Source organism: Pseudonocardia sp. T1-2H (assembly GCF_038039215.1).
GTDB lineage: Bacteria > Actinomycetota > Actinomycetes > Mycobacteriales > Pseudonocardiaceae > Pseudonocardia.
Genome location: NZ_JBBPCL010000001.1, coordinates 5,373,702 through 5,389,193, shown reverse-complemented (window position 1 = coordinate 5,389,193; position 15,492 = coordinate 5,373,702). Strand labels below are relative to the sequence as shown.

9 protein-coding genes, 1 tRNA gene and 3 pseudogenes are annotated in these 15,492 nt (G+C 71.5%); 8 read left to right on the top strand and 5 right to left on the bottom strand.

Features of this window, described 5'->3' with window-relative positions; genetic code table 11:
• Positions 1 to 294 precede the first annotated feature (294 nt).
• Positions 295 to 1,904 (top strand): annotated as a pseudogene (locus WBK50_RS26505) (solute symporter family protein); the annotation flags it as partial.
• Between the two features lie 304 nt (positions 1,905 to 2,208).
• Here the strand turns inward: WBK50_RS26505 and WBK50_RS26500 are convergent.
• The 5 genes from WBK50_RS26500 to WBK50_RS26480 form a co-directional block, all read right to left on the bottom strand.
• On the bottom strand, positions 2,209 to 3,024 hold the full coding sequence (locus WBK50_RS26500; RefSeq protein WP_341338206.1) for a methyltransferase domain-containing protein: 816 nt from the start codon (positions 3,022 to 3,024) through the stop codon (positions 2,209 to 2,211).
• A gap of 315 nt (positions 3,025 to 3,339) precedes the next feature.
• Entirely contained in the window at positions 3,340 to 3,627 is a 288-nt protein-coding gene (locus tag WBK50_RS26495) for a TIGR02611 family protein (RefSeq protein ID WP_341338205.1), read from the bottom strand.
• A gap of 284 nt (positions 3,628 to 3,911) precedes the next feature.
• Positions 3,912 to 3,986: transfer RNA gene (locus WBK50_RS26490), tRNA-Arg, on the bottom strand.
• A gap of 56 nt (positions 3,987 to 4,042) precedes the next feature.
• Positions 4,043 to 4,801 (bottom strand): DUF305 domain-containing protein, encoded by a 759-nt coding sequence (locus WBK50_RS26485; protein ID WP_445942396.1) that lies wholly within the window; start codon positions 4,799 to 4,801, stop codon positions 4,043 to 4,045.
• Entirely contained in the window at positions 4,801 to 5,601 is an 801-nt protein-coding gene (locus WBK50_RS26480; protein ID WP_341338203.1) for a DUF3105 domain-containing protein, read from the bottom strand. The genes WBK50_RS26485 and WBK50_RS26480 overlap by 1 nt, the downstream gene beginning before the upstream one ends.
• 157 nt (positions 5,602 to 5,758) lie before the next feature.
• On the opposite strand from WBK50_RS26480, the gene argS reads away from it, so the two are divergent.
• The 7 genes and pseudogenes from argS (at position 5,759) to rpmE (ending at position 15,362) form a co-directional block, all read left to right on the top strand.
• The gene (argS, locus tag WBK50_RS26475) at positions 5,759 to 7,408 is read left to right on the top strand and encodes an arginine--tRNA ligase (RefSeq protein WP_341338202.1); all 1,650 of its coding nucleotides are present in this window, start codon (positions 5,759 to 5,761) and stop codon (positions 7,406 to 7,408) included.
• An 8-nt stretch (positions 7,409 to 7,416) separates the two neighbouring features.
• Positions 7,417 to 8,879: pseudogene (gene lysA / locus WBK50_RS26470) on the top strand (diaminopimelate decarboxylase).
• A gap of 88 nt (positions 8,880 to 8,967) precedes the next feature.
• Positions 8,968 to 10,371: a homoserine dehydrogenase gene (locus tag WBK50_RS26465; RefSeq protein WP_445942308.1), complete on the top strand. Its 1,404-nt coding sequence runs from the start codon at positions 8,968 to 8,970 to the stop codon at positions 10,369 to 10,371.
• Positions 10,372 to 10,470: 99 nt separating this feature from the next.
• Positions 10,471 to 11,486 (top strand): annotated as a pseudogene (thrC, locus tag WBK50_RS26460) (threonine synthase).
• The gene (thrB, locus tag WBK50_RS26455; protein WP_341338200.1) at positions 11,486 to 12,391 is read left to right on the top strand and encodes a homoserine kinase; all 906 of its coding nucleotides are present in this window, start codon (positions 11,486 to 11,488) and stop codon (positions 12,389 to 12,391) included. The pseudogene thrC and the gene thrB overlap by 1 nt, the downstream one beginning before the upstream one ends.
• Before the next feature lie 361 nt (positions 12,392 to 12,752).
• Entirely contained in the window at positions 12,753 to 15,002 is a 2,250-nt protein-coding gene (gene rho / locus WBK50_RS26450; RefSeq protein WP_341338199.1) for a transcription termination factor Rho, read from the top strand.
• Positions 15,003 to 15,146: 144 nt separating this feature from the next.
• Positions 15,147 to 15,362 (top strand): 50S ribosomal protein L31, encoded by a 216-nt coding sequence (gene rpmE / locus WBK50_RS26445; RefSeq protein WP_341338198.1) that lies wholly within the window; start codon positions 15,147 to 15,149, stop codon positions 15,360 to 15,362.
• Positions 15,363 to 15,492 lie beyond the last annotated feature (130 nt).

Below are 15,492 nucleotides of genomic sequence, written 5' to 3'. Positions count from 1 at the left end.
CCGTGGCCCGATCGGCCGGTGGCCGAGGCCCTCCGCCACCGGCCGCGGTACTCCTCTTCGGTGACGAGGTCGCCCCATTCCGTCTCCGGTCCCTGGCCCTCGCCGGCACCTTCCCGGACGGACGAGCTGCCGGCAGCAACCACGTTTCGGCTGAGCCGTCCGTGCCGTAGGGAGGGGCGCCCCACACTTCCGAGGTAACTCGAACGTGACCTCCGGGCGGAACTCTCGTTGAGCAGCCGCAGGGCCATACGGACATTCCGGGGCATGACCACGTGCCTCGTGCGACTCCGCCACATGGTCCGAGAGGAGACAGTGGTGTCGATTCCCCTTGCCCAGAACGGTGTCGGTAGCCCCGCCGTCAACATCACGGTGTTCGGTGCGTTCGTGTTGCTGACCCTGGTCGTGGTGTTCCGGGCCGGGCGTGGCAACCGCACGGCATCCGATTACTACACCGGAGGTCGGGGGTTCACCGGGACGCAGAACGGTGTCGCGCTGGCCGGCGACTACCTGTCGGCGGCGGGGTTCCTCGGCATCGCCGGCGCGGTGGCCGTGTTCGGGTACGACGGCCTGCTCTACGCCATCGGCTCGTTCGTCGGGTGGCTGTTCGCGTTGCTGCTCGTGGCCGAGTGGCTGCGCAACACCGGGCGCTACACGATGGGCGACGTCCTGAGCTTCCGGATGCGCCAGCGCCCGGTCCGGGCGGCCGCCGCCACGTCGACCCTGCTGGTCTCGGTGCTCTACCTGATCGCCCAGATCGCCGGCGCGGGCGGGCTCGTCGCCCTGCTGCTGGGGATCACCGACAAGGGCGGGCAGGCCATGGTGATCGCGGTCGTCGGCGGCCTCATGATCGTCTACGTGCTCGTCGGCGGCATGAAGGGCACCACGTGGGTGCAGATCCTCAAGGCCGTCGCGCTGATCGTCGTCGGGCTCGTCCTGACCTTCTGGGTGATGGGCCGGTTCGGCTTCAACTTCTCCTCGCTCCTCGGGCAGGCTGCCGCGACGAGCCCTCACGGTGACAAGCTGCTCGGCCCGGGTCTGCAGTACGGCAAGACCGACCTCTCGAAGATCGATTTCATCTCGCTGTCGCTGGCCGCGATCCTCGGCCCGGCGAGCCTGCCGCACATCCTGATGCGCTTCTACACCGTGCCCAACGCCAAGCAGGCCCGCCAGTCGGTGGTGTGGGCGATCTGGCTGATCGGCGGGTTCTTCCTGATGGTGGTCACCATCGGCACCGCCGCCACAGCGCTGGTCGGGCCCGAGGCGATCACGGCGTCGCCCGGCGCGTCGAACTCGGCGGCCCCGCTGCTGGCCTACCGGCTCGGGGGCGAGCTGCTGCTCGGCATCGTCGCCGCCGTCGCCTTCGCGACCATCCTCGCCGTCGTCGCGGGCCTGACCATCACCGCGTCGGCGTCGTTCGCCCACGACGTGTACGCGAACATCCTCAAGCGGGGGACGCCGCGCCGGCCCAGGAGGTGCGGATCGCGCGGCGGACGGCCCTGGTCGTCGGACTGCTGGGGATCCTGGGCGGCATCGTGGCCATCGGGCAGAACGTCGCGGTGCTGGTCGCGCTCGCGTTCGCCGTGGGGGCCTCGGCCAACATGCCGTCGCTGGTCTACTCGCTGTTCTGGAAGCGCTTCAACACGACCGGTGCGCTGTGGAGCATGTACGGCGGCATGACCGTGGCGATCGTGCTGGTCATCTTCTCGCCGGCGGTCTCGGGGGCGAAGACGTCGATGCTGCCCGACGCCGACTTCGCGTTCTTCCCGCTGGTCAACCCCGGCATCGTGTCGATCCCGCTGTCGTTCCTGCTGGGCGCGCTCGGTTCGCACTACGGGCGACGCGACCCGGGGGACGCGCAGCGTTTCGCGGAGATGGAGGTCCGGGCCCTGACCGGGGCGGGCGCCGCGGGGTCCCAGTCCCAGCCGGAACCTGCGCCCCGGTCGCCGTCCCCGTCCCACTTCGTGCCCCGAACACCGGCGGGGCACCGGTCGCGGCCGTAGTCGAAGGCCTGACCGGGATCGCGGTCGAGCCGCACGACGAGCAGGGCGAGGTCCCGCAGATCGGACGATCCGGGACCTCGCCGATTCGCTCCGTGCGGCGATGGAGCCGCAAGCCGACGTGACTGCATCTCCCGTGACGACCGACGCCATGACACCGCTGCGTGAGGACGGAGGTGACCGATGACGCCCGGGTTGCCTCGACTCCCTGCTACACCCTTCCCACCGTGATCATCTCTACCATGCAGAAGTAGAAGTTCTCGTCGTCCAGGATCCCGGACGCCGGGTCGAACGTGGCCTCCCACCGCTTCCGGTCGTCCTCGGACAGGTACGGCTCCGCCGTAGTCCCCAGCCATGTCGCGTTCTTCGTCAGATACCGCTTCTCCGCGTTCCTGAGTGGAGAAGTCATCTGGATCACGTACGGTCGCGTCGTCACGTCCTGGAATCCTGCAGACCGGAAGGCCCCGTGCATCTTCTGGCCGATGAAGTTGTCGAACGGTGGCTCCGGCGGGTTCTCCTTCAACGCCCTTGCGGCCGCTTCCATCACCTTCGCCGCCAAGTGCTCCTCGACCGGGTGGAAGATCACTGCCCCTCCGTCGAAGTCCTTCGAGAACACGCGCCCCCGGGAGACACGCATCGCCTCCCCCAGGACCACGGACAGGTCAGAGGCATAGCAGCAGCAGTTCCCGAGGAAGACGGCGTCGAAAAGGTTGTCGTCGAACGACATCGCCTCAAAATTGCCCACCTCGAAATTCATGCTTTCGTGTAGGGGGTGATCGGCGAGGCGTGAGACGGCATAGCCGATCAGCTCACTGGAAAGATCGAACCCGGTGACGCGCCCACCAGGCGCGACCTTCTCGGCGAACATCGGCGCCCACAGGCCGGGTCCACAGCCCAGGTCGAGTACGGCGTCCCCCGGCTTCAACCCGAGGTCGTCGACCATCCGCCGCCTGTCGAAGTACTTCGCCTCATGGTGGTCCAAGAGCCATCCGAGGGAAGAGAGCTGAAGATCATCGCTCGTGGCCATTGCGCGCCTCGCTAGTGGTCGTCGACCGGGCAGCCGAGTGAAGGTCCGCTTCGCGGAGTGGTCGTGTCGCACCCGATGGAGTTCCCAGAACTCGGCATCGGCACCGTCCGCGAGTCCGCACAGCAACCGGGGCCTGCACTCCCGCTCCGCCGCCGAACGCCTCGCCCAGAATCGCGGCGCCCCGCTTCGCCCACGATGCTCCTGCCGCTCGCGCCGCTGGCATGGTGGTGGCCCGGGCCCGTTCGGTCAAGTCTCCAAGTGACTGGCTGCTTCCACGATGTGGAGCAGTTCGTCCTTGGTGGGCTCAAGGACGTCTCATCGCGCGTAGCGGGTGCGGACGAAGGTGAGGACCCTCTGGGCGCGTTCGAACTCGGTGGCGAGCAGGGCGAGCCCGGCGAGGACGACGAGCCAACCCGGGCCCGGGTAGGGGATCATGATGATCCCGGCGATGACGACCACGCCGCCGGCGATCCCGACCCCGGTGCGCCAGGCCCGGTCCGTGGCGGGGTTCCGGCGCAGCCCATGCCGGTAGCGCCGGTAGCGGTCCTTGAGTGTGGGGCGTCGGAGGTCGGTGCCGTCGGGGTTCTCGGGTTCAGCGGGCATGGCTCTCCCTTGGTGGCCTCGGGAGGATTATCGGGTCGGTGTGGACCGTGGGTAAGGGCGTGACCCGGACAGCGGCGAACCGCCGATCAGCACGGACAGCACCCGGTCTCCGGCTGCTACGTCTGGTGGCTATCGCTCGATGCGGCATGGGAACGATCTTGGGAACATCCTGGGAGAATCCACCCGGCCAGGCTCGCTCACGGCCACCGCCAGTCGGACACAACAAGTTCGGCCCCTCACCCTGTCTCAGCAGGTGAGGGGCCGATTCTGGCTGTTGGCACTTGTGGTGCCCCCGGCAGGATTCGAACCTGCGCTCCCGCCTCCGGAGGGCGGTGCTCTATCCCCTGAGCTACGGGGGCCGTGCAGGAATGACACTACAACACCCGCGCCCCCGGGTTCCCGGGGGCCCGGGTGATCAGTTCGGCGGCAGGGGAGCGGCTCCGCGCTGGGCCAGGAGCTGCTCCATGTACTGCGCCTCGGACGTCTGCGAGCTGAGCATGTGGGACGCCAGGTTGCGTACGTCCGGCACCGTCGCGTGGTCCGCGGCGTACTGCAGCATCGAGGCACCACCCTGGTGGTGGCGCAGCATGAGCTGCAGGAACAGCACGTCGAGCTGCTGGCCGGAGGCCGCCCGCAGGTTCCGGAGGTCCTCCTCGGACGCCATCCCGGGCATTTGGGTGACGCCGGCCGAGCTCATGCCGCCCATGCCGGCGTGGCCGGAGGAGGAGTCCGTCATCCACGCCATGTAGTGCCCGCCGACGGGGTACGGTGCGGCGCCCCACAGCGCCAGCCAGCCCTGCATACGGCCGATCTGCTGGCCCTGCGTGGACTCGATGTCGAACGCGAGCTGGTGCAGGGCCGGGTCCGCGGTGTGGTCCCGCTCCCAGGACGCCATCTGCACGGCCTGGTTGTGGTGCACCGACATGTCCTGCGCGAAGCCGACGTCCACGGAGTCCGCGGCCGGCACGGTGTCCGACGACGAGCCGGGCAGGCCGATCAGCAGGCCGCCCGCGGCGCCGAGCAGCAGCAGGGCCACCGCGGCGAGGGCCACGACGAAGGCCCGGACCCAGCGCGGCTCCCGGCCGCCGCCGCCCCCGGAACCGCCGGGACCCGGCGGCTCCTCGGGGGGCGACGCCGTTCGTTGCTGTGACGGGGAGGTGCTCACCCCACCCATCATGACCCTGCGGTGCCGGTCGGGTCGGGCTGCACGCCGGTGGTCTGGCTGGTCTCGGGGAGGATCGTGGTGCCGTTGATCTCGGACTGCGCGGGCGTCGGGACGAACGGCGGCGGGTTGTCCTGGTCGAACCGGCCCGGGCCGAGGGAGTCGCAGCTGGCGCCGACCTCGGGGTAGGTGAACCGGTTGAGCCGCAGCGCGGTGATGAACTGGTCCACCCGCGGGTCGTTCGCGTCGCTCAGCTTGAGCTGGTGCCCCCAGGACTGCAGCGCGATCGGCTGGTCGAGACCCGGGTAGGGGGACAGGACGCTGTACGGCTGGTTCTGGACCTTGGCCTTCAGCGTGTCCAGCGCGGCCCCGCTGACCTGGTCCGGGTTGTACGCGATCCAGACGGCGCCGTGCTCGAGGGAGTGCACGAGGTTCTCCTGGCGCACCGCCGTCGGGTAGACGACGCCGTTGCAGGCGGCCCAGAAGCCGTCGTGCTTGCCGCCGAACGGCGGGGAGTGCGTGTAGGCGACCCGCACGTCCGGGGTGACGTGGTCACCGGCGGTGTAGGAGATCGTCTGCACGCCCGGGATCTGCGCCGACGGGTCCTTGTTCGCGTCCGTCGGCGTGAAGGGGGCGAGCGCCTCGGTGGCGGCGCTCTTCTCGTCGTTCTTGTAGAAGGCGTAGCCGAAGATGCCGCCGGCGAACAGCACGACCACCAGGATCCCGGCGATCAGGCCCCACGGGGTGGAGCGCTTGGCGACGACCGCGCTGCGGGCGTTCCTGGCTGACTTGCTGTTCTTACCGCTGACCATCGACCGTCCAAGTCTCCCGGGAAGGCGACCACTTCAGCCAGAAGGATCTCGGGCGTGCGGCCGCGGGAACGAGTCTAGGAGGGTCGCCTGAGACGAGCGTGAGCGGAGCACGGAGAGCGCCGGTGGAGCGGTCCGTGTCACCTCCTAGAATCGTGGGGTGACTCCCGACGTCCTCGCCGAACTCGTCCGCGCCGCCGCTCTCGACGTGCTGCGCGAGCGAGGCCTGGACGAGGCGGCGCTCCCGCCGGACGTCGGCGTCGAGCGTCCCCGCAACCCCGAGCACGGGGACTACGCCACGAACGTCGCGCTGCGCACCGCCAAGAAGGCCGGGGTGCCGCCGCGGGAGCTCGCCGGCTGGCTCGCGGAGGCGCTCGCGAGTACGGACGGCATCGAGTCCGCCGAGATCGCCGGCCCCGGCTTCCTGAACCTGCGGCTGGCCGCGGCCGCGCAGGGCGCCCTGGTCGGGGACGTCCTGGCGAGCGGTCGGTCCTACGGCGCCGGGGACGAGCTGGGCGGGCGCAACGTCAACCTCGAGTTCGTCTCGGCCAACCCCACCGGCCCGCTGCACCTGGGCGGCACCCGCTGGGCCGCGGTGGGCGACGCGCTCGGCCGGGTGCTCTCCGCACGCGGCGCGCAGGTCACCCGCGAGTACTACTTCAACGACGCCGGCGGCCAGATCGACCGGTTCGTCGCCTCCCTGGTCGCGGCGGCCAAGGGCGAGCCCGCGCCGGAGAACGGGTACGGCGGCGCGTACATCACCGAGATCGCCGCCAAGGTCACGGCGGCCGAGCCGGGCGCCCTGGAGCTCCCGGACGCCGAGCGGGACGAGGTGTTCCGCCGGGTCGGCGTCAACCTCATGTTCGCCGAGATCAAGCAGTCCCTGCACGCCTTCGGCACGGACTTCGACGTGTGGTTCCACGAGCAGTCCCTGCACGACTCCGGCGCCGTCGAGACGGCCGTGCAGCAGCTCAAGGACACCGGCGCCCTGTACGAGAAGGACGGCGCCTGGTGGCTGCGGTCCACGGACTTCGGGGACGACAAGGACCGCGTCGTCATCAAGAGCGACGGCCGGCCCGCCTACATCGCCGGGGACATCGCCTACCTGCGGGACAAGCGCGCCCGCGGCTTCGACCTGTGCCTCTACATGCTCGGCGCGGACCACCACGGCTACGTCGCCCGGCTCAAGGCCGCCGCGGCCGCGTTCGGGGACGACCCGGCCGTCGTCGAGGTGCTCATCGGGCAGCTGGTGAACCTGGTCAAGAACGGCGAGCCGGTCCGGATGAGCAAGCGCGCCGGCAACGTCGTCACGATGGACGACCTCGTCGAGGCGGTCGGCGTGGACGCCGCGCGGTACTCGCTGATCCGCTCGTCCGTGGACTCCTCGCTGGACATCGACCTGGACCTGTTGGTCAAGCGCAGCAACGACAACCCGGTCTTCTACGTGCAGTACGCGCACGCCCGGCTGTCCTCGCTCGGACGCAACGCCGCGGACCTCGGCCTCACACCCGGCACCGAGTACGGCCTGCTCGCCCACCCGCGCGAGGGGGACCTGATCCGGACCCTCGGCGAGTTCCCGGAGGTCGTCCGCTCGGCCGCGGAACTGCGCGAGCCGCACCGGGTCGCGCGCTACCTCGAGTCCCTGGCCAGCGCGTACCACAAGTTCTATGACGCATGCCGCGTCCTGCCGATGGGTGACGAGGAGATCTCCGAGCTGCACCGGGCCCGTCTCGCGCTCTGCGAGGCCGCCCGCGTGGTGCTGGGCAACGGCCTCGCGCTGCTCGGTGTGAGCGCGCCGGAACGGATGTAGCAGTCACCATGAGAGCCCATCCCGCAGGCCCGATGCACAACACGCTGCAGGCCGCGCCGGAGACCGCGGGCCCGCGCCCCCGCAGTGCCGCCGAGCTGGACCACCTGGCGCCGGCCGTGTGGCCGCGCAACGCCGCGCGCGGCGAGGACGGCGTCCTGCGCGTCGCGGGCGTGGACGTCCGGGACCTCGCCGAGCGGTACGGCACGCCGCTGTTCGTGCTGGACGAGGACGACTTCCGCTCCCGCGCGGCCGAGTTCGCCGCCGCGTTCGGCGCCGGCTCGGTCCACTACGCCGCCAAGGCGTTCCTGAGCACCGAGATCGCGCGCTGGGTCGCCCAGGAGGGCCTGTCCCTGGACGTGTGCAGCGGCGGCGAGCTCGCCGTCGCGCTGCGGGCGGACTTCCCGGCCGGCCGGATCGCGCTGCACGGGAACAACAAGTCCACGGACGAGCTGGTCGCGGCCGTCGAGCACGGCGTCGGCCGGGTGGTGCTGGACTCGTTCCACGAGATCGTCCGGCTGGACGCGGTGGCCCGGGAGCGCGGCGTCGTGCAGCCGGTGATGATCCGGGTGACGGTCGGCGTCGAGGCGCACACGCACGAGTTCATCGCCACCGCGCACGAGGACCAGAAGTTCGGGTTCTCCATCGCCGGCGGCGAGACGTCGGACGCGGCCGAGGCCGCCCGGCGCGTGCTGAAGTCCACGAACCTGAAGCTCGTCGGGCTGCACAGCCACATCGGCAGCCAGATCTTCGACACCGAGGGCTTCCAGATCGCGGCACACCGCGTCGTCACCCTCCTCGCCCAGCTGCACCGCGAGCACGGGGCGGACGCGCTGGGGGACCTGACCACCCTGGACCTCGGCGGCGGCATCGGCATCGCCTACACCCCGGACGACACCCCGCTGTCCGTCCCGACGCTGGCCGAGGAGCTGCGCGGGATCGTCAAGAAGGAGTGCCACGCGGCCGAGCTGGACGTCCCGGAGATCGCCGTCGAGCCGGGCCGGGCCATCGCGGGGCCGGGCACGATCACGCTCTACGAGGTCGGCACGCTCAAGGACGTCCCGCTCGGGGGCATCTCCCGGCGGTACGTGAGCGTCGACGGCGGCATGAGCGACAACATCCGCACCGCGCTCTACGACGCGCTCTACGACTGCCGACTGGTGTCGCGCTCGTCCGCGCAGGACTCGGTGCCGGGCGAGGAGACCGCCGCGCTGTCCCGCGTCGTCGGCAAGCACTGCGAGTCCGGGGACATCGTCGTGCGGGACTGCTGGCTGCCGGGGGACGTCTCCCCGGGGACCTGCTCGCCGTCGCCGCCACCGGTGCGTACTGCTACTCCATGGCCAGCTCCTACAACCGGCTCCCGCGGCCCGCGGTCGTCGCGGTGAAGGACGGGCAGGCCCGGGTGCTGCTGCGCCGGGAGACGATCGAGGACCAGTTCCGGCTCGAGGTCGCCGACGAGGGGGCCGGGGAGTGAACCGTCCCACCCACGGGTGTGCGACGGTGTCCGGACCAGGGATGATCTGCGGCCGGACGGGGTCGGAAGACGTGAAGAGGGGCCAGTGGTGACGAGAGGTGAGGGCGCGCCCGTCCGGGTGGCGCTGCTGGGCTGTGGCACGGTCGGCGGCGAGGTCGTCCGGCTGCTGCAGGACCAGGCGGGTGAACTCGCGGCGCGTGTCGGCGCACCGGTCGAGCTGGTGGGGGTCGCGGTGCGACGCCCGCACCGGCACCCGGACCTCATCCAGCGGTACCCGGACCTGGTGACGACGGACGCGACCGCGCTCGTCGCGCGGGACGACGTGGACGTCGTCGTCGAGGTCATCGGCGGCATCGAGCCGGCCCGGACGCTGCTGCTGCAGGCCATCAAGTCCGGCAAGTCGGTCGTCACCGCCAACAAGGCGCTCCTCGCCGAGGACGGCGCGACGCTGGCCGAGGCCGCGGACGCCGCGGGCGTCGACCTCTACTACGAGGCCTCCGTCGCCGGCGCGATCCCGCTGCTGCGCCCGCTGCGCGAGTCCCTCGCCGGGGACGCGATCACCCGGGTCGCGGGGATCGTCAACGGCACCACCAACTTCATCCTCTCCGCGATGGCCTCCTCCGGCGCGGGCTACGCGGACGCGCTGGAAGAGGCCACCAGCCTCGGCTACGCGGAGGCGGATCCCACCGCGGACGTCGACGGCTACGACGCCGCCTCCAAGGCCGCGATCCTCGCGACGCTGGCCTTCCACACCCGGGTGACCGCCGCGGACGTCCACTGCGAGGGCATCCGCCGGGTCAGCGCCGCGGACATCGCGGCCGCCGCGGGCCTGGGCTGCACCATCAAGCTGCTGGCGATCTGCGAGCGCGTCCCCGCGTCCGGGCTGCGCCCGGAGTCCGTCTCCGCGCGCGTCTACCCGGCCATGATCCCGCTGAGCCATCCGCTCGCGAGCGTCGACGGCGCGTTCAACGCCGTGTTCGTGGAGGCCGAAGCCGCAGGTCAGCTCATGTTCTACGGCCAGGGCGCCGGTGGCGCCCCCACCGCCAGCGCGATCCTCGGGGACCTCGTCGCAGTGGCCCGCAACCGGGTCGGCGGCGGGCGCGGGCCCCGGGAGAGCGCCTACGCGAGCCTGCCGGTGCGCCCCATGGGGGACGTCCCGACGCGCTACCACGTGAGCCTCGAGGTCGCGGACCGCACGGGCGTGCTCTCCGCGATCGCCGGGGAGTTCTCCCGGCGCGGGGTCAGCATCGCCGCCGTCCGCCAGACCGGCGGGCAGGACGGGTTCTCCCCGGTCACCGGCGAGGAGATCACCACGCCGCCGGGCGAGGAGGAGTCCGCGCGGCTCGTCGTGGTCACACACGGGGCGGAGGACTCCGCGCTGGCCGCGACGGTCGAGGCGATCGCGAAGCTGGACGTCGTGCGGGCGGTGGAGAGCGTGCTGCGCGTCGAAGGACTCGGCCGCACGGTCAGCGCCCTCGGCGTGGCCGGATGAGGAACGACGGGAAGAACTTCTGATGAGCGGCTCGCAGCGCCCCAGCTCAGGCGGGTCCCGGCCCGCTGGCCGGGCGTGATCGAGGCCTACCGGGACCGGATGCCCGTCGAGCCGGGGTGGACGATCGTCAGCCTCGGCGAGGGCGGGACGCCGCTGCTCCCGGCCCCGCGGCTCTCCGAGCGCACCGGCTGCGAGGTCTACCTCAAGGTCGACGGCGCCAACCCCACCGGTTCCTTCAAGGACCGCGGCATGACGATGGCGGTCACGGCGGCGCTCGCCGAGGGCAAGCAGAGCGTGCTGTGCGCGTCGACGGGCAACACGTCCGCCTCGGCCGCCGCCTACGCCGCGCGCGCGGGCATGACCAGCGCCGTCCTCGTCCCGCAGGGCAAGATCGCGCTCGGCAAGCTCGCCCAGGCCGTCGCGCACGGGGCCCGGATCCTGCAGATCGACGGCAACTTCGACGACTGCCTCGAGCTCGCCCGCAAGACCACTGCGGACTACCCCGCGATCGCCCTGGTCAACTCGGTGAACCCGACCCGCATCGCGGGTCAGGCCAGCGCCGCCTACGAGATCTGCGACGCCCTGGGCCGCGCCCCGGACGTCCACTGCCTCCCGGTGGGCAACGCGGGCAACATCACCGCGTACTGGAAGGGCTACCGCTCCTACCACGCCGACGGGCTCATCCCCAGCTTCCCCGGATGTTCGGTTTCCAGGCGGCCGGCGCCGCGCCCCTGGTGCACGGCGCCCCGGTGAAGAACCCGGAGACGATCGCGACGGCCATCCGGATCGGCGCGCCGGCGTCCTGGGCGGGCGCGACGACGGCCCGGGAGGAGTCCGACGGCCTGTTCGCGGCGGTGACGGACGACGAGATCCTCGCCGCCTACCGCCTGCTCTCCACACAGGAGGCCGTGTTCGTCGAGCCCGCCTCCGCGGCGAGCGTCGCCGGCCTGCTGCAGTCCCACGCGAACGGGTCGCTCCCGCGCGGCTCCCTGGTGGTGTGCACCGTCACCGGGCACGGGCTCAAGGACCCGGACACCGCGTTGCAGGCCGCGCCGGACCCCGTGGTCGTCCCGATCGACCCCGTGGCCGTCGCCGCGGCCCTGGACCTCGCCTGATGGGCAGGCCCACCGAGGTCCGCGTCCGGGTGCCGGCGTCGTCGGCCAACCTCGGGCCGGGGTTCGACTCGCTCGGCCTGGCGCTCGGGCTCTACGACGAGATCGAGGTCACGGCGCTTCCGGCGGACGGGGTGCACGTCGAGGTCACCGGCGAGGGCGCCGGGCAGGTCCCGTGCGACGGGTCGCACCTCGTGGTCCAGGCCATGCGGACGGCCTGGGCGGCCTTCGGGGACGCCCCCGCGGGCCTGCGCCTGCGCTGCCACAACGCCATCCCGCACTCGCGCGGGCTGGGTAGTTCGGCGGCCGCGGCCGTCGCGGGCGCGGTGGCCGCCGCCGTCCTCGCCGGGCGCGAGCCGGGCCTGGAACGGGAGACCTTGCTCCAGGTCACGGCCGGTATGGAGGGTCATGCGGACAACGCAGCGGCCAGCCTGCTGGGCGGTTTCGTGGTGGCCTGGGAGGAGCCCGGGAATACTTCCGGGCGTTTCCACGCTGTACGACTTGACGTGCACGACGGGATTCGACCGGTCGCGCTCGTCGCAGGGGTCGAGTCCTCCACCAAGACGACCCGTGGTCTGCTCCCGGAATCCGTGCCGCTCGTCGACGCGGCCTTCACGGGCAGCCGGACCGCGCTGTCCGTCCTGGCGTTCACCCAGCGGCCCGAGCTGCTGATGGCGGCGACGGAGGACCGGCTGCACCAGGGCTATCGTCGCCCCGCCTACCCGGAGTCCGCCGACCTCGTCGGTTCGCTCCGTGCGCACGGCATCCCGGCCACCATCTCCGGCGCGGGCCCGACGGTGTTGGCCCTCACCGCGGACGGAAAGCTTCCGGCGGCGCTCGACCTGCACGGATTCTCGGTCATGCCCCTGCCTGTCGACACGGCGGGCGCGCTGGTCGAGATCGGCTGAGACCACTCCGGTCCCACCATCGGTGCAGGTCGACGACGCGCCGCGGGAGGGGTGTTGTTGCCGCCGGACCCGGGAGCGTCTACTCTCGGCGTCGCACGGCGAACCACGCGTCATCCGCGTGGCCTCTCGAGCCGGAATCTCGCCTCACAGTTCTGAAACGAGCTGCGGACGGATCCTGGTTTCGGACCGAGCGGCCTCTTCCCCGCGACCCGTCGCATTGGTCGCCGCCCCTGCACATCGCCGACTGGCGGTCTCGCGTGGACCGTTCCGTCGTCGGTCGTCGTCCGGCAGAGGAGTCCGGACGAGACGTGTGAATCCGCTGGTCCGAGCACGAGCTACGGGCCGGTCAGGAAGGATCTTCGTGAGCGAGACCGATCTCGTCAGCACCCAGACCGCCGCACCGGCGGAGGACAGCCCAGCGCCCAAGCGGCGTGGCGGGCTGTCCGGCATGGTCCTCGCGGACCTGCGTCAACTTGCGGGCGAGCTGAACATCCCCGACATCGCCGGGATGCGGAAGGGCGACCTGATCTCTGCGATCAAGGAGCGTCAGGGAGGCGGCACCGCGCCCGCCCGTGGCCGCAAGGCCGCGACGGACCAGCTGCCCCTGGACGCGCCCGCCGAGAAGCCCGCCCCCGCCGACAAGTCGGCTGCCGCCGACGCCGGCACCCCGCCGGCCGTCGAGCAGGCCCCCGCCGAGAAGCCGGCGCGCCGTCGTCGCGCGGCGACCCGCCCGGCCGGTGCGCCGGCCACGGTGAACGGCACCGACACCCAGACCACGACGCCCGAGCCGGCCGCTCCCACGAGCGCCGCCCCGGCCGCGACGTCGTCCGACGACAACGCGCCCGTCGAGTCCCCGCAGGTCGCGGGCACGTCGAACGACACCCCCGCGGATTCCGGGGTCCCCGCCGAGACCGCGGCGCCCGCTGAGAACGAGGGCGGCCGTCGCCGGCAGACCCGTCGTCGCGGCGGCGAGCAGAACGGCTCGGTGAGCGCCGCGGAGAGCGCGGAGATCGCCGCGGCCGCCGCGGCCGCCACCCCGGAGAAGGTCGAGCGCGACTCGAGCGGTCGCGGCAACCGCAACCGCAACGACAACCGTGGCGAGCGCACGGACGGCAACGCCCGGGGCGACCGCACGGACAACCGTGGCGACCGGGACAACCGTGGCGACCGGGACAACCGTGGCGACCGCGGGGACCGGGACGGCGGCCGCGACGACAACCGCGGCGGCGGTAACAACCGCGGTGACAACCGCAACGACCGCGCGGCCCGCACCAACGACCGCACCAACGACCGCACCAATGACCGCAACAACGACCGGATGGACGACTCGGACGACGACGGTGACGGCCGCGGCCGCCGCGGGCGCCGCTTCCGGGACCGTCGCCGCGGTCGGGACCGTGACGGCGGCGGCGGCCGTGGCCAGGGCGGCGCGAACAACGTCGACACCGAGGTCCGCGACGACGACGTGCTCCTGCCCGTCGCCGGCATCGTGGACATCCTGGACAACTACGCGTTCGTCCGGACCACCGGCTACCTGTCCGGCCCGAACGACGTCTACGTGTCCCTGTCGATGGTCCGCAAGTACGGCCTGCGCCGCGGTGACGCGATCACCGGCGCCGTCCGGCAGGCCCGCGAGGGCGAGCAGTCGCGGCAGAAGTTCAACCCGCTGGTGCGCATCGACACCCTCAACGGCGGCAGCCCGGAGGACGGGCGCAGCCGCCCGGAGTTCACCAAGCTCACCCCGCTGTACCCGAACGAGCGCCTGCGGCTCGAGACCGAGCCGACGAAGCTCACGACCCGCGTGATCGACCTGGTCATGCCTATCGGCAAGGGGCAGCGCGCGCTGATCGTCTCGCCGCCCAAGGCCGGCAAGACGATGGTGCTGCAGTCGATCGCCAACGCGATCACCACCAACAACCCCGAGTGCCACCTCATGGTCGTCCTGGTCGACGAGCGGCCCGAGGAGGTCACCGACATGCAGCGATCGGTGAAGGGCGAGGTCATCGCCTCGACCTTCGACCGCCCGCCGTCGGACCACACCGCGGTCGCCGAGCTCGCCATCGAGCGGGCGAAGCGCCTGGTGGAGATGGGGCACGACGTCGTCGTGCTGCTGGACTCGATCACCCGCCTGGGCCGCGCCTACAACCTGGCCGCCCCCGCGTCGGGCCGGATCCTCTCCGGTGGTGTCGACTCGACGGCGCTGTACCCGCCGAAGCGCTTCCTCGGCGCGGCGCGCAACATCGAGGACGGCGGCTCGCTGACCATCTTCGCCACCGCGCTGGTCGAGACCGGCTCGACGATGGACACGGTGATCTTCGAGGAGTTCAAGGGCACCGGCAACGCCGAGCTCAAGCTCGACCGCAAGATCGCCGACAAGCGGGTCTTCCCGGCCATCGACGTCGACGCCTCCGGCACCCGCAAGGAGGAGCTGCTGATGTCGCCGGACGAGTTCGCGGTGAGCGTCAAGCTCCGCCGGGTGCTCTCGGCGCTGGACCACCAGCAGGCCATCGACCTGGTGCTCGGCCAGCTGCGCAAGACGCGCACGAACATCGAGTTCCTGATGCAGGTGGCCAAGACGACCCCCGGCAACACCAAGAACGACGACGACTGATCAGGCCGTGACAGCCTCCGGGCCCGGTGGGAACACCCGCCGGGCCCGGATGGTTGAATGACATGTCAACGCATCTGGTTCCGGTTCACCTGCTAGATCGATGTGACAGCAGGACCCGGCGGCCATCTCGAGAGGAAACACACCATGCGTGAGGGTATCCACCCCCAGTACGTCGAGACCCAGGTCAACTGCAGCTGTGGGAACTCGTTCACCACGCGCAGCACCAAGGCCAGCGGCTCGATCACCACGGAGACCTGCTCCGCCTGCCACCCGTTCTACACGGGCAAGCAGCGGATCCTGGACTCCGGTGGCCGCGTCGCGCGCTTCGAGGCCCGCTACGGCAAGCGCGCCGCCAAGTAGCACCCGCAACGGCGCCCGTCCACCCTCACCGGTGGCCGGGCGCCGTTCGCGTGTCAGGGGTGGTGGGAGCCTGTCAGGGGCAGGACGGACCGTCAGGCTGGACGGACCGTCGGGCAGGGCAGGGACGGAA